The 19,293-nt window shown below is 69.5% G+C and carries 12 protein-coding genes; 8 read left to right on the top strand and 4 right to left on the bottom strand.

Features of this window, described 5'->3' with window-relative positions; genetic code table 11:
* Positions 1 to 17 precede the first annotated feature (17 nt).
* Positions 18 to 1,295: an alpha-L-fucosidase gene (locus ACFVDO_RS03855; protein WP_378858483.1), complete on the top strand. Its 1,278-nt coding sequence runs from the start codon at positions 18 to 20 to the stop codon at positions 1,293 to 1,295.
* A gap of 3 nt (positions 1,296 to 1,298) precedes the next feature.
* Here the strand turns inward: ACFVDO_RS03855 and ACFVDO_RS03850 are convergent, their stop codons facing one another.
* Positions 1,299 to 2,429, bottom strand: coding sequence for an ROK family protein (locus ACFVDO_RS03850; protein WP_378858484.1), 1,131 nt, complete (start codon positions 2,427 to 2,429; stop codon positions 1,299 to 1,301).
* A 155-nt stretch (positions 2,430 to 2,584) separates the two neighbouring features.
* On the opposite strand from ACFVDO_RS03850, the gene ACFVDO_RS03845 reads away from it, so the two are divergent.
* The 7 genes from ACFVDO_RS03845 to ACFVDO_RS03815 are packed head-to-tail and all read left to right on the top strand — an operon-like array spanning position 2,585 to position 10,354.
* Complete coding sequence (locus ACFVDO_RS03845; RefSeq protein ID WP_378858485.1) at positions 2,585 to 3,844, top strand: ABC transporter substrate-binding protein; 1,260 nt, start codon at positions 2,585 to 2,587, stop codon at positions 3,842 to 3,844.
* Positions 3,845 to 3,876: 32 nt separating this feature from the next.
* Complete coding sequence (locus ACFVDO_RS03840) at positions 3,877 to 4,788, top strand: carbohydrate ABC transporter permease (protein ID WP_157311944.1); 912 nt, start codon at positions 3,877 to 3,879, stop codon at positions 4,786 to 4,788.
* Entirely contained in the window at positions 4,778 to 5,701 is a 924-nt protein-coding gene (locus ACFVDO_RS03835) for a carbohydrate ABC transporter permease (RefSeq protein WP_378858486.1), read from the top strand. The genes ACFVDO_RS03840 and ACFVDO_RS03835 overlap by 11 nt, the downstream gene beginning before the upstream one ends.
* A 7-nt stretch (positions 5,702 to 5,708) precedes the next feature.
* The gene (locus ACFVDO_RS03830; protein ID WP_378858487.1) at positions 5,709 to 6,653 is read left to right on the top strand and encodes an ROK family protein; all 945 of its coding nucleotides are present in this window, start codon (positions 5,709 to 5,711) and stop codon (positions 6,651 to 6,653) included.
* Positions 6,654 to 6,675: 22 nt separating this feature from the next.
* Positions 6,676 to 8,262 (top strand): M81 family metallopeptidase, encoded by a 1,587-nt coding sequence (locus tag ACFVDO_RS03825; RefSeq protein WP_378858488.1) that lies wholly within the window; start codon positions 6,676 to 6,678, stop codon positions 8,260 to 8,262.
* Positions 8,256 to 9,599, top strand: a complete 1,344-nt coding sequence (locus ACFVDO_RS03820; RefSeq protein ID WP_378858489.1) for an alpha-L-fucosidase — start codon at positions 8,256 to 8,258, stop codon at positions 9,597 to 9,599. The genes ACFVDO_RS03825 and ACFVDO_RS03820 overlap by 7 nt, the downstream gene beginning before the upstream one ends.
* Entirely contained in the window at positions 9,596 to 10,354 is a 759-nt protein-coding gene (locus tag ACFVDO_RS03815; protein WP_378858490.1) for a copper homeostasis protein CutC, read from the top strand. Before ACFVDO_RS03820 ends, ACFVDO_RS03815 begins: the two co-directional genes overlap by 4 nt.
* A gap of 32 nt (positions 10,355 to 10,386) precedes the next feature.
* Here ACFVDO_RS03815 and ACFVDO_RS03810 read toward each other — a convergent pair whose 3' ends face one another.
* The 3 genes from ACFVDO_RS03810 to ACFVDO_RS03800 form a co-directional block, all read right to left on the bottom strand.
* Positions 10,387 to 13,728 (bottom strand): ATP-binding protein, encoded by a 3,342-nt coding sequence (locus tag ACFVDO_RS03810; RefSeq protein ID WP_378858491.1) that lies wholly within the window; start codon positions 13,726 to 13,728, stop codon positions 10,387 to 10,389.
* An 85-nt stretch (positions 13,729 to 13,813) separates the two neighbouring features.
* Positions 13,814 to 16,714: an FG-GAP-like repeat-containing protein gene (locus ACFVDO_RS03805; protein WP_378858492.1), complete on the bottom strand. Its 2,901-nt coding sequence runs from the start codon at positions 16,712 to 16,714 to the stop codon at positions 13,814 to 13,816.
* Complete coding sequence (locus ACFVDO_RS03800) at positions 16,714 to 19,263, bottom strand: S8 family serine peptidase (protein ID WP_378858493.1); 2,550 nt, start codon at positions 19,261 to 19,263, stop codon at positions 16,714 to 16,716. Before ACFVDO_RS03800 ends, ACFVDO_RS03805 begins: the two co-directional genes overlap by 1 nt.
* Between the last annotated feature and the right edge of the window lie 30 nt (positions 19,264 to 19,293).

Here is a 19,293-nt window from a genome sequence, read left to right as displayed (position 1 = left end):
CCGATGTCTGTGCCAGGATGAGAGGTATGCGGCAGGAATGGTTCGATGAGGCCCGGTTCGGGATGTTCGTGCACTTCGGTGCGTACAGTGTGGCGGCGCGGCACGAGTGGGTGCAGAACTACGAGCGCCTGACGGATGAGGAGTACCGGCCCTACACCGAGCACTTCGACCCCGACCTCTTCGACGCCCGCGCGCTGGCGCGCCGCGCCAAGGAGACCGGCATGGGCTACGTGGTGCTGACCACCAAGCACCACGACGGGTTCTGCCTGTGGGACACAGACGAGACGGACTTCTCGTCGATCACCTCCTGCGGGCGCGATCTGGTGCGCGAGTTCGTCGACGCGGTACGCGCCGAGGGGCTCCAGGTCGGCTTCTACCATTCGCTCCTCGACTGGCATCATCCCGACTTCACCGTGGACTGGAACCACCCGCGCCGCGATGACGTCGACGCCGTCGCGCTCAACGAGGGCAGGGACATGGCGCGCTACCGCGCCTACATGCACGCTCAGGTGCGGGAGCTGCTGACGCGCTACGGCACCGTCGACTACCTGTTCTTCGACTTCAACTACCCGGAGAGCCGGGACGGCTGGGCCGGCAAGGGCCCCGAGGACTGGGGATCCGAGGAGCTGCTCGCTCTGTGTCGCGAGCTGCAGCCGGACATGCTGATCAACGACCGGCTGGGCATCCCCGGCGACCTGGTGACGCCCGAGCAGTACCAGCCGACCTCGCCCCTGGTGGACCGGAACGGCGTGCCTCAGGTGTGGGAGGCCTGCCAGACGCTGGACGGGTCGTGGGGGTATCACCGCGACAATCACGACCAGAAGTCCGCAACCCTGCTCACGCAGATGCTGGCGGATTCCGTGTCGATGGACGGGAACATGCTGCTCAACGTCGGCCCGAACGGCCGTGGGGAGATCGCGCCGCGCGACGAGGCGACGTTCGCCGAGATCGGCGAGTGGATGCGACTGCACCGTGACGCGATCGTCGGAGCGGGCCACGCCGACTTCGTCCCGCCCCGTGAGGGTGTCTACACCCGCCGCGGCGATCGGCTCTACCTGCACCTGTTCTCCTGGCCGCTCGGCTTCGTGCACCTGCCGGACCTGGGCGGTCGCGTGAGCTTCGCGCGGCTGCTGAACGACGGCTCCTGGCTGCGCACATCGGTGATCGATCCCGGTCAGCAGGCGGTGAACATGACGCCCGCCGGACAGGCCGAGGGCACCCTGACCGTACACCTGCCGGTGCAGCGCCCCGACGTGCTGATCCCGGTGATCGAACTGACTCTGACCGGCGACTGAGGGTCAGGGGGCCCGCAGCTCGAGGCCGTCCATCGCCAGCCGCGCGGCACCCTGCAGGATGGCGTCGGCTCCGGTGCGCGCCGCCTCGATCCGCAGGGTCTGCGTGACCAGGGGGTGGCAGGCCTCGTAGACCCGGCTCCGCACCGCGGCCAGGAACGGCTCGGACGCGCTCATGCTGCCGGTGAGGAACACAGCATGCGGGTTGAAGAAGTTCACCACTCCGGAGAGCGCCTGGCCGAGGTGCGTCCCCGCGGTGCGGACCAGCGTGGTGGCCCCGGGGTGCGCGTCCCTCGCCATGCTCAGCACGTCCTCCGTGGTGTGCACGGAGCCGAACCCCCGCTCGTGCATCTGCCGGACCAGGCTCGCGCCGCTGGCGACGGTCTCGAGGCATCCGGTGTTGCCGCAGGAGCACGGGATGTCGCCGCTGCCGTCGATGCGGGTGTGCGTGATGTCGCCGGCGGCGCCAGTGGCACCGCGGTGCACCCTGCCGTCCACGATGATGCCGCTGCCGATCGCTGTGCCCGCCTTGACGGTGATGGAGTGCTTCTCCGCGCCGAACTGCATGGTGTGCTCGCCGAGCGCCGCCAGGTTCGCATCGTTGTCGACGGCCGCGGGTACGCCGTGCCGGGCACGCAGGTGCTCGCCGACGCGGAATCCCGGCCAGCCGGGCATCCGCGACGGCTGATCCACCGCACCGGTCGTGATGTCGACGGGGCCGGGCAGGCCCACTCCGATGGCGCGCACCGACGCGTTCTCGCCGAAGCGGTCGAAGACCGCGCTCACCCGCTCCAGCGTGGCCTCGGGGCCGTCGGCGAGGTCGACGGCGATCGTCTCCACCCGGTCGAGGGCTCCGCCGAGGGTGTGCCGTCCGATGCGGGCGTGGCCGCCGCCGAGGTCCGCCGTGAGGATCGTCCCGGCTTCGGCGAGCTGCAGCACGCGCGGCCGCCGGCCGCCGCGTGAGGTGCCGTCGCCGGCTTCCCGGAGGATGCCGGCGTCGAGCAGCGTCTGCACGCGCATTCCCACGGTCGAGGGGGCGACGCCGAGCTGTGCGGCGAGCTCACTGCGGGAGCGCGCGTCACCACCCGCGATGAGCTCGACGATGCGGCGGCCGAAGGCTTCGTCTGAGGGCGGCATGTCTGTCTCCTGGGTGTCCGCGGAGCATCGCGGTGCTCCGTAGACATCGGATGTTCCGCTTGCGTCGATGTACGAAGTATGGCACGGTAACTTCGTTCAAGACGTTACTAGGTTGTTTCGGGAGTCGAAGTAACCTTCCTGCTAGGAGGCAATCAATGAAGATCAAGCGCGTGGGGGCCGTGATCGCGGTCGCCGGCGTCGCCGTGGCGATGGCCGGATGCTCGAACGGCCCGAGCACCGGCGGTTCTGCGGACAGCGACGCCATCGTCGTCGACATGTGGGCGGGCAGCGCGGACGACACCGCCGCGCTGAAGGCGCAGATCGACGTCGCGAAGAAGCAGAACCCCGACCTGAAGATCGAGCTTCGCACGGCGCCCTGGGGCGACTTCTTCACGAAGCTCACCACCAACATGGCCTCCGGCAACATGGCGTGCGTCACCGGCATGAACTCCGGGATGCTCGCCAGCTACACAGACGGCTTCGTGAAGCTCACCGACGCCGACCTGAAGACCGCGGGCCTCGCCGAGAGCGACTTCGCGGCCGGTGCCACCGAGATCCTCAAGAACAAGGGTGACCTGTACGGCCTGCCCTTCGACGTGTCGACCATGGTGACCTACTACAACGAGGACCAGCTCAAGGCGGCCGGCGCCGAGCTGCCGACCAACGACTGGACCTTCGAGGACTTCGAGGCGACCGCCAAGAAGGCGACGACCGGGGGCAAGTTCGGCTTCGGCATCGGCATGGGCGACTTCCAGTGGCAGGCGCTGCCGATCGCGAAGTCCGGCACGCAGCCGGTGTCCGCCGACGGCAAGCTGCAGTTGACCGACCCCGGCTTCCTCAAGGCATCCGAGTGGTACGCCGGGTTGGTCACCGACCAGAAGGTGGCCGCGCCCGTGGCATCCGCCTCCGAAGGCGGTTGGGGCGAGAACCAGTTCACCAGCGAGAACGCCGCGATGGCCGTCGACGGCACCTGGAACGCGGTCGGCTACCTGAAGAACGACGCCGGGTTCAAGGCCGGCCTGGCCCCGCTGCCCACTGGCGCCAAGGGCGACCTCAGCCTCGTGCTGGGCTCGGGCTTCGGCATCGCGGAGACCTGCAAGAACAAGGACGCCGCGCTGAAGGTGCTCGGCTCGCTGCTCAGCAAGGACTCGCAGGACTACATCGCCTCCTCGGGTCGCAGCTACCCGGCCCGCGCCGAGAGCCAGCCGCTGTACTTCGAGTCACTCGACCCGCAGTACCGCGACCAGGTGAAGTCGGTCTTCGAAGCCGCATTCAAGAACGTCGAAGGACAGAACGTCTCCGACAACTGGGCCAAGGTCGGCACGTACGTGCAGCCGGAGCTCGTCAGCGTCTACAACGGCCAGGAGCCGATGAAGACGGTGCTCGAGTCCGCGCAGCAGCAGTTCGGCAACTGAGCCACGCACAACACCAAGGGATGTACACAGAGATGACCACCACGACCGCTCCTCGCCGTCGTCGCGGGTCGCTCGCCAAGGTCGAGGCGCGCCAGGCGCTGGGCTTCGCAAGCCCGGCCCTGGTGGGCCTCGCCCTGTTCACGATCGTGCCGGTCGTCTTGTCCATCGTGATGAGCTTCTTCGACTGGCCGACGTTCGGCGAGCGCACCTTCAACGGCGGCGCGAACTACGCCAGGCTCTTCCAGGACCCGAACTTCCTGCCCGCCCTGCGGAACACGATCGTGTTCACGCTGCTGTACGTCCCCGCCAGCATCGCTCTGTCGCTGCTGATGGCACTCGCCCTCGGGCCGCGCATCCGTGGTCGTGGCGCCCTGCGCGTGCTGTTCTTCATCCCGGTCGTCACCCCCATGGTGGCGAACGTGCTGGTCTGGAAGATGCTGCTGCAGCCGCAGGGGCTCTTCAACGGTCTGGCGCAGACCTGGTTCGGCGTCGAGCTGCCGAACTTCCTCGCCGACAAGAACTGGGCGATGATCATGGTCGTCGTCATGAGCGTGTGGCAGGGGATCGGCTACAACATGCTGATCTTCTCGGCCGCGCTCGAGCAGCTCCCGGAGAGCGTGATGGAGGCCGCCGTGATCGACGGCGCACGTGGGTTCCGCCTCACCTGGAGCGTGATGATCCCGATGATCTCACCGGCGATCTTCTTCGCCACGATCATGACGATGATCACCTCGCTGCAGGTGTTCGTGCAGCCCCAGATGCTCACCGGCGGCGGACCGGGCAACGCCACGATGCCGCTGGTGATGTGGATCTACAACCAGGGCTTCAAGTTCCAGGACCTGGGCCTCGCCGCCGCCGGTGCGTGGATCCTCTTCGCGCTGATCATCATCATCACCGCGCTGCAGTTCGGCGCGCAGAAGAAGTGGGTGCACTATGAGCACTGATGTCATGGAGCCCCTCGTGCTCGGCGATTCCGGCGACGACGGCCAGGTCGAGGTGGAGCGCACCCGCGGTCGCGCGCCGCAGAGCACTGCCGGCCGCGTCCGGCTGGTGTTCGCGCACATCGCCGTCTACATCGCGGCCGGTATCTTCCTCCTGCCCTTGATCTACGCGTTCTTCTCAGCGCTCAAGCCGAACGGCGAGATGTTCGCCATGCCGCCTCGCCTGATCGGCTCGGAGGTGCGATGGTCGAACTTCGCCGAGGTCTTCGAGTACGGCCCGTTCTGGACGTACATCTTCAACTCGCTGTTCGTCTCGGTCGCGGGCACCCTCGTGGTGCTCGTTGTCTCGACGACAGCCGGTTACGCGTTCGGCCGCCTGCGCTGGAAGGGCCGGGATGCCGTCTTCGTGCTGTTCCTGGCCACCCTGATGGTCCCGGCCGAGGTGCTCGTCATCCCGATGTTCCAGGTGATGCAGTGGGCCGGATGGGTCGACACCTTCCAGGCGCTGATCTTCCCGTTCGCGTTCACCGCCTTCGGCACATTCCTGATGCGGCAGTTCTTCCGCGGCATCCCCTATGAGCTGGAGGAGGCGGCCCGGGTCGACGGCGCCGGTGCGGTGCGGACGTTCCTGCGGATCATCCTGCCGCTGTCGACCTCGGCGGTCGCGGTCCTCGCGGTGTTCACGTTCCTGTCGTTCTGGAACAGCTACCTGTGGCCGCTGATCGTCACGGTCGACTACAACGCGCACGGCACGCTGCCCGTCGGTCTCGCGAGCTTCTCGGGTCTGACCGGCACGCGCTGGGACCTGCAGATGGCGGCATCGATCATCTCGATGATCCCGACCACGATCCTCGTGATCGCGCTGCAGAAGCATCTGGTCAAGGGCATCGCCATGGCGGGGCTGGGCGGTCGCTGAGGTGAGCATGACGCAGGACCAGGGCACCGCTGTGCCCGCGGGCATCCCCGCGGACGCCGGTATCGACATCGGCGGCACCAAGATCGCCGCGCTCATCGTCGACGAGCAGGGGACCGTTCTGGCACGGGGCAGCTCCCCGGCGCCCGCCAGAGAGGGTGGCGCCGCGATGGCGGATGCCGCCGCAGCTCTGGTGACGCGGCTGAGCCTCGAGGCGGGCGCCTCGCTGCGCGCCGCGGGTGTCGGCGCGGCGGGTGTCGTCGACCACGCCTCCGGGACCATCCGTGCGGCATCCGAGACGTTCGTGGACTGGGTCGGCTTCCCGCTGGCTGATGAGCTGTCGGCACGTCTGGGTGTGCCGGTGCGGATCGAGAACGACGTGAACGCCTTTCTGCTCGGAGAAGCGGCCGGCCGCGACGACCGCGACGTGCTCGGCGTGATGCTCGGCACCGGCGTCGGAGGGGCGCTCATCGTCGACGGCGACCTGCGGCACGGACCGCACGGTGCGGCCGGCGAGATCGGGCACACGCCCGGATACAGCGACCTGCGCTGTACGTGCGGCCAGACCGGGCACCTGGAGACCCTGGCTTCGGGCACGTCGATCGGCGCCCGTTACGCCGACCGCACCGGCGCATCACTGGACTCGCGAGAGGTGGCCGATCGCGCCAGGACGGGCGACGCCGATGCGATCGCGGTGTTCCGTGACGCCGGCAGGGCTCTCGCGCTGGCCTGTGCGAGTGCGGCGACGCTGCTCGACGTGCCGGTGGCGATCGTCGGAGGGGGAGTGGCCCGGGCCTGGGACCTGCTCGCCCCGGCCGTCGAGGAGACGCTGCGCACCGATGCGCCGATCACCGGCATCCCGCTGCGGGTGATCCCCGCGTCGAAGGGCGGCGATGCGGTCGCCCTCGGCGCCATCGAATCCGCACGGCGCGCACACGCTGTTCCCGCATACTGAACCGAGTCGTACAGGAGGACACATGACCGACCGTCCGGAAGCGAGTGAGATCTGGATGGGGCCGCTGGCCCCGCTCTCCGATGGAGGGCTGACCGCCCCGCGTATCGGGATCGCCGGCATCTCGATCGAGTCGAGCACGTTCTCGCCGCACGTGTCCGGCGACGAGGCGTTCACGATCCGCACCGGCGACGACCTGATCGGGTACTACCCCTTCCTCGACGCGGGCCGGGAGCTGCGTGCGGCCGCCCGCTGGGTGCCGATCTTCCACGGGCGCTCGTTGCCCGGCGGCGCGGTCGCACCGGAGACGTATCGGCGCATGAAGGACGCGATCGTCACGGGCATCCGCGACGCCATCCGGGACGGTGGCGCGTTCGACGGCTTCTTCTTCGACATCCACGGCGCGATGAGCGTGATCGGCATGCAGGACGCCGAGGGCGACCTCGCCCGCGCCGTCCGTGCCGAACTCGGCCCGGACACGCTGATCACCACGTCGATGGACCTGCACGGGAACGTCTCCGAGGTGCTGCGCGACGAGGTGGACCTGCTCACGTGCTACCGCATGGCTCCGCACGAGGACTGGATGAACACCAAGGAGCGGGCTGTTTGGAACCTGCTCGACCGGTTGCGCGGGCAGCACGGCTCCGACCCCGTCCTGCGCCGGCCGTACAAGGCGTGGGTGCCGGTGCCGGTGCTGCTTCCCGGCGAGAAGACCAGCACCAGGCTGGAGCCGGCCCGCGGCATCTACGCCGAGCTGCCCGGCATCGAGTCCCTGGACGGCGTCGTGGACGCCTCGGTGTGGATCGGCTACGCCTGGGCGGATGAGCCGCGCTGCCAGGCCTACGTCGTGGTCACCGGTGACGATCGCGCGCTCATCACGGCCGAGTCGGAGCGCATCGCGAGGATGTTCTGGGATGCCCGAGAGGACTTCGTCTTCGTGGCGGAGACAGCCACCCTGGAGGGGGCCCTGGAGAAGGCGCTCGCGCCGCATGCCGCGCATCCCTATCTGATCTCCGACTCCGGCGACAACCCCACGGCCGGCGGCGCCGGCGACGTCACGTGGACGCTGGCTGAGCTGCTGGCCCGGCCCGAGCTGACGGACGGCACGCGGACCACCCTCGTCGCGTCGATCTTCGACGCCGAGGCGGTCGCCGCCGCGGACGCCGCGGGTGTCGGTGCGACCGTGACGCTGGACGCCGGGGCACGCGTCGACCACGGACCGCGCGGCCCCGTGCGGATCACCGGACAGGTCTTCTCGATCACCGAGGGCGACCCGGATGCCGGCACTCAGGCCGTCATCGCCGTCGGCGGCCTGCACGCGATCATCACGTCGCGGCGCAAGCCCTTCCACCACCTGGACGACTTCCGGATGCTCGGGCTCGATCCTGAGGCGGCCGACATCGTCGTGGTGAAGATCGGCTATCTGGAGCCCGAGCTCTACGATCTGGCCGCGGACTGGACCCTCGCACTGACGCCGGGCGGGGTCGACCAGGACCTCCTCCGGCTGGGGCACAGCCATCTGCAGCCCGGCGTCTACCCGTTCGACACCACCGGAGTCCCGACGCTCACCGCCGTCGTGGGCCGCCGTGGAGAGGAGAGCACCGCATGCTGAACTTCGAGATGCGCACCGGCCCCGACTTCGGCGCCGCTGCCCCTCAGTATCCGGCGAACGGCGTCCCCGAGTGGTACCGCGACGCGAAGCTCGGGTTCTTCGTGCACTGGGGCCTGTATTCGGTGCCGGCGTGGGCCGTGCAGCACGGCGAGGACGTGAACATCCCGACCGAGGACGCCTACGCCTGGCATCAGTACGCCGAGTGGTACGGCAACACCGTGCGGATCGCGGGCAGCCCCACCTGGCTGCGGCATCAGGAGCTTTACGGCCCTGGTACCTCCTACGAGGATCTCGCCGATCACTGGGACGTCTCGGCCTTCGATGCCGACGCCTTCGTCGGCGAGCTGGTCGGCGCCGGTGCGAAGTACGTCATCCCCACGACCAAGCACCACGAGGGCTTCTGCCTGTGGGACACCGCGACGACGAGGTTCAACGCGGCCGCGCGTGGTCCGCGCCGCGACCTCATCCGCGAGTTCCACGACGCGACCCGTCGCGCCGGAGCGCGTTTCGGGGTGTACTACTCCGGAGCGCTGGACTGGCATGTCAGCGACTTCCCGCCGATCGAGTCCGACACGGATCTGTTCCGCTTCCGCAGGAACGACGAGCACTTCTCGCGGTACTCGGCCGCACAGCTCGAGGAGCTCGTCGCGCAGTTCTCGCCGGACGTGCTCTGGAACGACATCGAATGGCCCGACGGGGGCAAGGGCGACGACGACTTCGCGGTCGCCGCGTTGCTGAAGCGCTACTTCGACGCCGTGCCGGAGGGAGTCGTGAATGATCGCTGGGGAGTGCCGTACCACGGCTTCCTCACGCGCGAGTACCGCAACATCCCCGACATCCTCGAGCACCCGTGGGAGTCCACGCGGGGTCTGGGCTACTCCTTCGGCTTCAACCAGGCGGAGGACCACCGGCAGTCGCTCTCGGGCGATGCACTGATCCGGATGCTCGTCGACGTGGTGTCGAAGAACGGCAATCTGCTGATCAACGTGGGTCCGGCTGCCGACGGGACGATCCCGGCGCTGCAGCTGGCTGCTATGCGCGCGATGGGCACCTGGCTGACGGAGAACGGCGCCGCGATCTACGGCACCCGTCCGTGGATCCGCTTCGGCGAGCCGCTCGCTCCGGTGCGGTACACGGCGTCGTCGGCGGGAGTGCATGTGCACGCGCTCGACCCGGCGACCGGCGACGTGGCGCTGCCCGCCGAGCTGGCGGGCCGCGAGGCCCGTTGGGCGGACGGGTCGATCGCCCGGTCGATCTCCCATCCGGACGGCACCGTGACGCTGAGCATCCCCGAAGGCCTGCGCAGCGCGGCTGTCGCCGTGGCCACGGTCGGATGACCGCGCCGAGGGCGCGGCGTACCGCGCAGCTCGAGATCGCCGTGCAGGATGCCGCGGGCGCGCGCATCGCGCTCGCGGCGGGAGCCGACCGAGTCGAGCTGTGCCAGGCCCTCGCGGAGACAGGCGGTCTCACGCCCTCCGCGGGTGCCGTGGACGCAGTGCTCGCGGAAGCGGGCAGCGCGGACCGTCTCGCGGTGCTGGTCCGGCCGCGGCCGGGCGGCTTCGTCTACGACGAGACCGAGGTCGCCGTCGTCGCGGCGGATGTCCGCGACATGGTGCGCCGCGGAGCAGGAGCGGTCGTCGTGGGGGCGCTGGATGCCGCGGGACAGGTCGACATCGAGGCGCTGAGACGCTGGACAGACGCTGCGGGCGGCTCCGAGATCGTCTTCCACCGGGCCATCGACACCCTCGCGGACCCCGTCGGCGCCGTCGATCAGCTCGCCGAGCTCGGCGTTCGCCGCGTGCTGACGAGCGGCGGCGCGGCGCGGAGCATCGACGGACTGGGCACTATCGAGGAGCTCGTCCGCCGATCCGCCGGGCGTGTGCAGATCATGCCCGGCGGGGGAGTGCGAGTCGAAGACATCCCCGCGCTCGTGGCAGCGGGGGCGGACGCTGTGCATCTCTCCGCTCGGCGGCCGTCCGGCGACACCTCTCCCAGCGGCCCCGGCGGCGGTGCATCCGGGTTCGATGTGACGGACGCGGCGATCGTCGCCGCCGCGCGTGCGGCCCTCGATCAGGCGATCCCCGCGCCCTGACGCCAGCGCTCACGGACCGTCGAACCGAGTGCTCAGCTGTCTGCGCCGGCTGTGTCGATCCGTGCTCTGGCGAGCCCGGTGAGCCCGGCCGGGTATGGCAGACGCGCGGCGAGCTCTTCAGCCTCTGCGAACTCCGCTTCGGCTCGGCGCGTACGGCCGAGCCGGGCGAGCGCCGCCGCTCGGACGATGCGCGCGTCGACCTCGCTCAGCCGTTCGCCTCCGGACCTGGCCCTCTCGACCTCGGCGTCCGCGATGCGCTCCGCGACGTCAGCATCGCCGAGTCCGAGGTGCGCCCATGCCTCGGCGGTCGCCGAACCGCGGGTGAGTCCGGCGAGCACCTGCAGGGCGGCTTCTGGAGCGCCGGTCTCGATGAGCCATTGGGCTCTGGCCCGCCCGACCTCGTCAAGGGCCTGGCGGTCGGCGGCCTCCTCAGCGGCCCTCTGGGCGGTATCCAGAGCGGAGCCGGGATCCTCGCCGCGCCTCATCCGCACGAGAGCGAGGGCGACGTGCGCGTACGAAGTGGAGAGCCCGGCTTGATCGGCCGGTGCCGCTGCTGCGGCCTCTGCGAGCTCCGACGCGAGATCGACCTCCTCCACGAGTAGGTGGAGCTCGGCGAGGTTGGCCTGTTCGAACGCCTGGGACAGTCGCTCACCCGAACGCGCCACGAGCTCCAAGGCGCTCCTGCCCATCGTGATGGCCTCGTGCAGGCGCCCGCTCCGGCGTGCCTGCTCGCGTCCGACCGAGAGCACCGAGGCGAGGATCTGCGGGTCGCCGTACGCCTCGGCGTGGGGGAGCGCCTGCTGTGCGACCGGGCCGGCCTCGGCGACGCGGCCGTCGAGCGCGAGGGATACGGCCTGATACTGCAGAGCGCGCGCGATCAGTCCTCCTCGGCGCTCCTCCGGAACCTGACCGGCGACCTGCTCGGCACGCCGGGCGTATTCGACGGCGTCGGCGTAGTTGCCGGTGACCAGCAGCGCTCTCGTGCGTGCGAGATGGTGGGTGGTCGCGGCCAGTGCGCCGGAGGTCTTCGATACCGCGGCGGTGTCGAGGGTCGACAGCGCCTCTTGTGGTGACGCTGTGCTGGTGAGCACTTCCGCGATACGCGCGGTGGCGAGCACGGTCCCGTCGCGATCGCCTCGCCGCCGCAGATCGCCTAGCGCCTCCGTCAGCACGACGAGCGCCTCGTCGAAGCGGCCAGTCCGTTGCAGAACGACGCTGCGTTCAAGCCGCACCCACGACGCCTCCGCACTGACAGCGTCCAACCGGCTGATGAGCTCTGAGTAGTACAGGTCCGCCGTGTCGTTCGCGCTCAACGCGGCCGCGCGCTCGGCGGCCTGACGGAGATAGGTCGTGGCGCGCGGGTCGTCCGCCCGGGCGAGGTGGGTGGCCAGTGTGTCGATCGCGTGTGGACGTCTGCGCAGCACCACGTCGGCGAGAGCGCCGTGCAGCACCTGCCGACGAGCCTGGGAGAGCTCGTCGTACGCGGTGAGCCGCACCAGCGGATGCTGGAACACCAGGCCCGGTACCGGCCTGCCGTCGATGACGAGGTCGCGTTCGAACAGCACCGAGGCGCCGAGCGCGGCGTCGACGGCCTCGGCCGCCTCGCCGCTCGAGAGCGGCGGGTGCAGCACGTGTGTCGCGACGTCGAGCACCTCGGAGGTCGCGGCTTCGCCGCCGGCAGTCGCAACGACCTCGGCCACGCGCCGTGCGGCGAGTGGCAGCCGCGCGAGGCGGGCAGCGACGAGCTGACGCACCCCGGCGGAGCGGTCATGGTCGTCGCGCGTCTCGCCTGCGCCGCGCGCGAGTTCCACGGCAAACAGCGGATGCCCGAGCGAGAGCTCCCAGACGCGGTCTGCCTCTGCGTCACCTCCGATGTCCAGAGCGAGCGCTCGGCAGGCTTCGCGATCAAGTCGATCCACCGGCACCGTAGCCGCGACGCCTTCGCGTCGCAAGCCGTCGAGGATGCTGCGCCGAGGATCGCCGGCGTTCAACTCATCATCGCGGACGGTCGCGATGGTGCGCCATCCGCTGTCCGAAAGCGGCCTGCGGCGCGCGAGGCCGCTGAGCAGCTGCACGGTGCCGAGGTCGGCCGCATGCAGGTCGTCGAGCACGAGCAGCACGGGTGCGGAGGTGGAGAGGTCGGCGAGCAGGGCGTCGACCGCCTGGAACAGGCGACGCCGTTCGTCATCCGGGCTGCGCTGCAGCCCGGGGGCAGACGATCCGAGGCTGGGGAGCAGGGCTGCGAGCTCGGGATACTCGCCGCCTACGCGCGCGCGTTCGGCCGCGGAGCGTCCCGCCAGCCAGCCGTCGAGTGCCTCGACGATCGCGCCGTAGGGCGTATGCCCTTCGGAATCGTGTGCGGCACCCCACAACACGACCGCTCCGACGTCGAGCATCCGTCGCGCTGCCTCGATGACGACTCTGGTCTTGCCGATGCCGGCCTCGCCGGTGACGAGGACGACGGGCGGGGACTCCGATGCGGCCAGCCGCTCGATCACATCCGCACGACCATGGGTGGGCGTGGCAAGGGGTACGCGCAGAACCGGAGGTGGCAGTACGGCGTCGTCCGCCGGGCGCGCACCGCCATGGTTCACATCGAGCGCCTGCAGGTGGAGCGCCTCGGTCTCAGCGCCCGGGCGCACGCCAAGCTCCTCATCGAGCGACTCACGGCAGGCGTGGTACTGGTGGATCGCCTGCCGACGCAGGTCCTGCGCCAGGAATGCGCGCATGATCGTACGGTGCGCCCGTTCCTCGGCTGGGTGCACGTCTAGCACAGCGCGGGCTGCGGTGACCGCGTCGTCGGCGCGGTCGGCGGCCAGGAGCGCCTCGGCAAGGTGCAGAGTCACGCGGACTCGCAGATCGGCCAGGCGGTCGCGCAACGGGTGCGACCATGCCGCGTAGCGGTCCTCGGGAAGCACCTCTCCCTCGAGCGCGGCGGCCGCGGACGAGAGGGCGATCGCGTCATCAGCGTCGAGCGCAGCAGTGGCGAGGCGCTCCGCGTCATCGGTGTCGACATCGACGGTGCCGGGCTCGAGGAGCAGCATCGCGCCCTCCGTCGTGAGATAGCTCGACGGTCGGCGCGCGGCGAGTTCGGGCTCGAGGGCGCGGCGGGCCGCATGCAGTGCCACGCCGAAGCTCCGCGTCGCCGCATCGGGCGTCGCGTCCGGCCAGCACACCGCAATGATCTCATCGCGGTGCAGACGGTGGCCAGGAGCCACGGCGAGCAGCTTCACCAGGATGCGGGCGCTGGGCCGCGGCCATGCCTCTGGCAGGGCCGGCTCCGTGTCCCGAGTCGCACGGAAACCCCCGAGCAGGTGTAGCCGGAGGCGTGGCGCAGCGGGAGCATCCGTCGCGGGAACCTGTGCGCTGGCCATTCATCCGAGGGTAGTCGGTCGCGCACCGACTCGGCCCCCGCCTGGGTAGGCGGGGGCCGAGATCAGCGATCGACGTGCGTGGCGATCAGGGGGCGTCGACCGTCGTGACGGCGAACTTGCGCATCGCCGTGAACGGGGTCGAGATGGCCGAACCGAACAGGCCTGCAGCGCGGTCGGTGCCCCGTCCGTTGGGGTTGAGCGAGACCGCCTCGACGCGACCGTCACCGTCGAGGTCGGCGAGGAGGAGCTCCGCCCCGGCGATCGCGGTGTACGACGCGCTCGACCCGAGGAACCCGGTCGAATTCTCCGTGAGCGCGGATACCGGATACGACGCGAGGCCGCTCTCCGATCCGGCGACCACGATGCGCTCGCCCGCGGGGGTCATGGCGAACCCGGCGTCTTGCAGAGTGGGGACCGACCGCATGATGGTCGAGGCGCCGTCGGCCGCGAACGTCGTGATCGCGCCGGTCGTCACCGCCATCAGACCTTCGGGACCGGTGAACCAGGAACCGAGGTTGTGCGGACCACCGAGGCGTGCGCTGTGCAGCACGTCACCGGTTCGGCCGTCGCGGATCTCCATGAACATGGCCGGCGGCGTGGTCGGCGAGACTCGACCGAGCCACGTGTACACGACCGCGTGCCCATCGGCGTACGGGATCTCCGGCGAGGCGAACGTGGCGGCCCGCTGTGTCGCCCCGTAGACGAGCCCGTCGAGACCGAGGTTCTCGGCTGCGGTGGGAGTCTGCTCCCAGGCGACTGCGCCGCTCGACCCCGTGAGAGCGACCGCGCCGAGCGCGACATCGTCAGGGTCCAGCGTGAGCGACTCGCGGGAGGAATACTCCGCGTACACCTTGCCGTCGCCGAAGGAGATGTCGCCGAACACGACGCCGTCCTGCGGCTTGTACGCCCAGGCGAGCTTTCCGTCGCCGTGGTAGGCCCGCACAGAGTCGGTCGACAGGACGATCTCGGACTTGCCATCGTGGTCGAGGTCGGAGGCGCCGACCGTGCGGACGAACTGTCCCGCACCGTCGATCGTCCGAACCACCTTGCCCGTGCGGGCGTCGACGATCGCGGCGGCGGTGTCGGCGGCCACGACGATCTCGTCGCGACCGTCACCGTTCACATCGGCGAGGACGAGCTTCTGCACGGAACCCGGAACGGTGGCCGTCCACAGCAGCACTCGTTCCCCGCGGACGAGTGAGGGCCCGTCGTAGGCGAACAGCCCCTGGGAGTTGCCGCCGACGATGAGGTCCTCCGCGCCATCCCCGTTGATGTCCGTCGCGACCGCCGACGAGGAGTCTGCCTGCAGCGGGGTGAGACCGGTGAGCTTGCCCGAGCCGACGTTGTAGGTGCGGACGTTCTCGAGCGTGTCCACCGTACGGACACGGACGTCCTTTCCGTTCACCAGCACCTGAGACCACAACTGCGATGCCGCGGTGCCGGTGTGCTCCCACTTGAGGGCGCCGTTGCCTGCGGCGAGGGCGCTGATACGTCCGAACCACGTGCTGCTGCGATTCTCGGCGGTGTCGGACCTCAGGTCATCGCGGTAGTTGACGATGACACGGTCTCCAGCGATCGTGACACCCCAAGCGAGCGGGCCGTCGCCGCCGCTCGCCGCATCGCGCTTCAGCGTCCGCGACCATTTCTGGGCACCCGAATCGCCGTCGATGGCACGAACGGTTGATGTGTTGAACTTCAGCACGTCATCGAGCGTCGCCTCGCTCACGACGATCTCGGATGCCTTGCTGCCGCCGAGGTCGCCGATCGCCGAGGCGAGGGGGAAGGCGTTCACCCGGGTGTCGAGCACCTTGCGGGTGCCGTCAGCCAGGTCGTAGGTGACGACCTGGTACTTCACGCCCTCATTCGGGTCGGACTGCTCGAGGGCGACCAGGTGGTTCCTCGAGGCGTCCAATCGCAGCTGACGGGAGTACAGGCGGTCAGTGGCGGTCCACTTCACGTCGCCGTTCGCGGCGTCGATGACCAGCGTGTTGCCGCTCGGCACCGTCGCTGCGGCATCCTTCCGGCGATCCCACGACACCGCGAGCAGGCCATCGCCGACAGCCTCGAGGTCGGCCCAGCCCGACGCCTTCGGAGCACCCGGGTCGTACATCCACTCAGAGGCCGTCTTGAGCGCCGCACCCGCTGACTCGAAGGTGAGGCCGTGCAGCAGCATCTTCGATCCGGCAGGCGAGTTGATGTTGAAGAAGGGTGAGTCGGCGACGACCAGCGTGCCGTCGACCAGCGCAAGGCCGTAGACGGCGTTGTACAGCTTGTACCAGAGGGTGTGGCCGTCCGCGCCGTCCACGATCGTCACGAACGTGCCGGTCGACGGAGTCCCCTGCATCGGCCGATACGGGTTCGCCCCGACCTCCGCGGTGAACACGAGGTCGGCGACGCCGTCGCCGGTGAGATCGCCCGTGGCGTAGCCGTTCTCGGACGCGGGGCTGAACGGGCTCGCAGCGTTGTAACCGACCACGATGCGAGCCGGGTAGGCCTCCGGCTGGAACACACGAACAGGCTTGACCGCCCAGTCCGCGTACCACGACGAGTTGTCGCGGCGCCAGACCTCGGCACCCGCCGCAGTGCGACGCTGGACCAGGCCGAGGGAATCGATCGCGAAGTAGTCGTCGCCGGCACCGGGGACGGGCACGGTCGCGGTCATGCCGTAATCGCCCTCCACCGCGGCATGCGGGGTGAGCTTCCACGCTGCGGCATCCGTTTCGGACTGCAGGGTATTGCCACCTTCGGATGTCTCGGGCTCAGTCCCGGTCGCGGAGCCCTCATCGGCCGAGACCGCGGGTCCCTCCTCGCCGTAAAGGTTGGATGTCGCGTGGGCGGTCAGTGCATCGACCTGCTCGGGCGTGAGCACGAGCGGCGGCTCTGCACTGTCGGCAGCGAACGCGGGGCTGACCATGCCGACGGTCATCGCCACGGCGGCGCAGGTGGCGGCGACGCCGACGACCCGGCGCTTGTTGCGGGTGAACATCATGCTCCCTTTCGGATGAAGCGGATCGCAGAGCCGTCGGTCAGGACGGCCTGGTTGAACGAGTACTGCAGTGCGTCGGTGCCGGTGGCGTTCTCGACGCCGATCGTCGCCGACGATCCGCGCTCGAGCGCGTTACCCGCGACGTCCTTGTACTGCAGGGTCACGGCGCCGGTCTTCTCATCGAAGACGACCTCGAACGACAGACGCACGGTGGTGTCGGCGGCGACGGCGGCGTTGTTCCACACCAGGGCGAACTTGCGAGCGCCGACGGTGCCGGTCAGCGCGGTCTGCACGCTCGCCTTCTTGTCGATCACCAGGTCGTCCCAATAAGCGGCGATGATGCTGTTCGGCGCAGCCGCAGTGGGCAGAGCCGAGTTCGCGTAGTCGCCGAGGCGCGGGGCCGCGAAGTTCACAAGGCCGTTGGTCGTGACCGACGCCGAGGTGTAGGTGGTGCCGTAGAAGCTCACTGGGAAGGGAAGCGCCACGGTCGCGGCATCCTCATCGCCCGAGACCGCGACCTTCGTCGCGCCCTTGATCCACGAGTAGGAGGCGGGCAGGCACGAGGTGGTGCCGGCCGCGTCGGTGCGCGCGGGCAGATCAAGGTCCTTCACAAGATCGCTGCTCACCGCGATCGGTCCGCGGGCGACGCCGTTGCACAGCACCGGGGCCGCGGGCGACGCGGCGAGTGAGAAGGACCCCGCCGCCACGTCGGGGAGCGTGTAGCGGCCCTGGGCGTCGGTCTTGACGGATGGCACCGGGGTGTTCTCGACGGCGACCGTGACGCCGGCGAGCGGAGCACCGACCACGTCGCGAACGACTCCGGATACGCGGTGATGCGCGACGGCGCTGAGAGCGAGATCGTGGACGGCGTCGGTGCCGGCCGCCACGACGTAGCCGTCATCGACGAGCGTCGCGTAGCCGTAGCCGCTGAGCTCGAATCGGTACGTCCCAGCGGGCATCACGACGCGGTAGGCGCCGGCTGCGTCGGTCGTCGTGGTGCGGTCGAAGCCCGTGCCAGTGACGTGCACAGTCAGGTTCGGCAGGATGGCACCGGTCGCGGCATCCTTCGCCGTGCCGGTGACGATCGAGCGGGTGTGCGGCGCGGCGTCTACTGCAGCGAGAATGTCGAGCTTGCCGTCACCCCACACGTTGTTGCGGCCGGCGGTGCCGCCGCAATGGGTGTCGTCGACGTCGCGTGCGGTGCCGTTGAGCAGCGCCTGGGTCGCCGCGATGTCGCCGATCAGGCTCGGGGCCTCGGCCCAGAGCAGTCCGACGGCGCCGGCGAGGTGCGGCGTGGCCATCGACGTACCGTTCATGGCGGTGTAGTTGTTGCCGGGGATCGCGGAGCGCACGTTCACGCCGGGCGCGGTGATGTCGGGTCGCAGCGAGCCGTCGACGGGCGACGGGCCGAAGCCCGAGAAGTTCGCGATCTTGCCGTTGATGTCGTACGCGCCGACGCCGTAGACGTCGCCGCGGCCGCCGGGCGCGGCGGTCGTCATGCAGGTCTTACCGTCGCCGTCGTTGCCTGCTGCGAAGGCCTCGAAGATGCCGGCCGCGTTCCACGCCGCGATGATGTCGGTGTAGAAGGACTGGTCATCGCTGCCGCCCCAGGAGTTGTTGATGATGTCGGGTGCGAGGTCGGGTCGGGGGTTCTGCCCGTTGTGATCGGTCGGAGCGAGCATCCACTGACCCGCCGCGAGAAGGTACGGGTCGCTGCAGGAACGGCCTTCGCAGCCTTTCGCTGCGATCCAGGTCGCGCCCGGCGCGACGCCGATACCGCCGGCGCCGACCATGGTGCCCATCGTGTGAGTGCCGTGGTTGTTGTTGTCGCACGGCACGCCTCCGGTGCAGACACCGGTGGGATCGAACCAGTTGTAGTCGTGCGAGAACGTGCCGTTGCCGAGGTTGCCGCGATAGTTGCCGACGAGCGCCGGGTGGTTGTACTGCACGCCGCTGTCGATGTTGGCGATGACGATGCCCTCGCCCTTCACGCCGTACTGCGACCACACCTGGTCGGCCTTGATGTCGGAGATGCCCCACTCGACCGGGGCATCGGCGGTGACCGCTGCGGCGGAAGTCGTGCCCTCGACCACGGTGTCGTCGAGTGTGTAACTCTGCTCGGGGATGATCTCGGCGACGTCCTTGCGGGCGGCGAGGTCCTCGATGAGGTCGACGTCCGATGAGGTCGCACGGATCGCGTTCGTGATCCAGTACGGCTCGTAGTCGACGCCGTTCTTGTCGAGGTAGTTGCGCAGCGGGCGCTGCGTGTTCGCCGCGGTGGTGGTCAGCTCCGTGTAGGCGAGAGTCGCCTTCTTGTCGTGACCCTTGGCCTTGCGGGCGCCGTTGAGGTTCGCCTTCTCCGTCAGCACGATGAAGAAGGGGGTTTCCTCGCCCTTCTGCGCCGCGGCGAGAACGCTCCGGTCGATCTTGTCCGCGCCACGATCGGCAGGGGCGGCTAGTGCCGGAGGTGCGGTGATGACGAACGCTGAGGCCGCGGCTGCTGCGGCCAGCGTCGCCACCCACGCTCGGGCGGTTCTGGGGAGGTGCATGTCATTTCCTTCGGGGCGATTGACGGCAGG

It is taken from the genome of Microbacterium sp. NPDC057741, assembly GCF_042798735.1.
GTDB lineage: Bacteria > Actinomycetota > Actinomycetes > Actinomycetales > Microbacteriaceae > Microbacterium.
Note: the sequence above shows the minus strand (reverse complement) of the source record. Positions and strands in the feature narration are given on the sequence as shown.

Bases quoted from the DNA above. Each gene is read 5' to 3' on its own strand.
- ACFVDO_RS03855 (WP_378858483.1), top strand. From the start codon at position 18: ATGAGAGGTATGCGGCAGGAATGGTTCGATGAGGCCCGGTTCGGGATG.
- ACFVDO_RS03850 (WP_378858484.1), bottom strand. From the start codon at position 2,429: ATGCCGCCCTCAGACGAAGCCTTCGGCCGCCGCATCGTCGAGCTCATC.
- ACFVDO_RS03845 (WP_378858485.1), top strand. From the start codon at position 2,585: ATGAAGATCAAGCGCGTGGGGGCCGTGATCGCGGTCGCCGGCGTCGCC.
- ACFVDO_RS03840 (WP_157311944.1), top strand. From the start codon at position 3,877: ATGACCACCACGACCGCTCCTCGCCGTCGTCGCGGGTCGCTCGCCAAG.
- ACFVDO_RS03835 (WP_378858486.1), top strand. From the start codon at position 4,778: ATGAGCACTGATGTCATGGAGCCCCTCGTGCTCGGCGATTCCGGCGAC.
- ACFVDO_RS03830 (WP_378858487.1), top strand. From the start codon at position 5,709: ATGACGCAGGACCAGGGCACCGCTGTGCCCGCGGGCATCCCCGCGGAC.
- ACFVDO_RS03825 (WP_378858488.1), top strand. From the start codon at position 6,676: ATGACCGACCGTCCGGAAGCGAGTGAGATCTGGATGGGGCCGCTGGCC.
- ACFVDO_RS03820 (WP_378858489.1), top strand. From the start codon at position 8,256: ATGCTGAACTTCGAGATGCGCACCGGCCCCGACTTCGGCGCCGCTGCC.
- ACFVDO_RS03815 (WP_378858490.1), top strand. From the start codon at position 9,596: ATGACCGCGCCGAGGGCGCGGCGTACCGCGCAGCTCGAGATCGCCGTG.
- ACFVDO_RS03810 (WP_378858491.1), bottom strand. From the start codon at position 13,728: ATGGCCAGCGCACAGGTTCCCGCGACGGATGCTCCCGCTGCGCCACGC.
- ACFVDO_RS03805 (WP_378858492.1), bottom strand. From the start codon at position 16,714: ATGTTCACCCGCAACAAGCGCCGGGTCGTCGGCGTCGCCGCCACCTGC.
- ACFVDO_RS03800 (WP_378858493.1), bottom strand. From the start codon at position 19,263: ATGCACCTCCCCAGAACCGCCCGAGCGTGGGTGGCGACGCTGGCCGCA.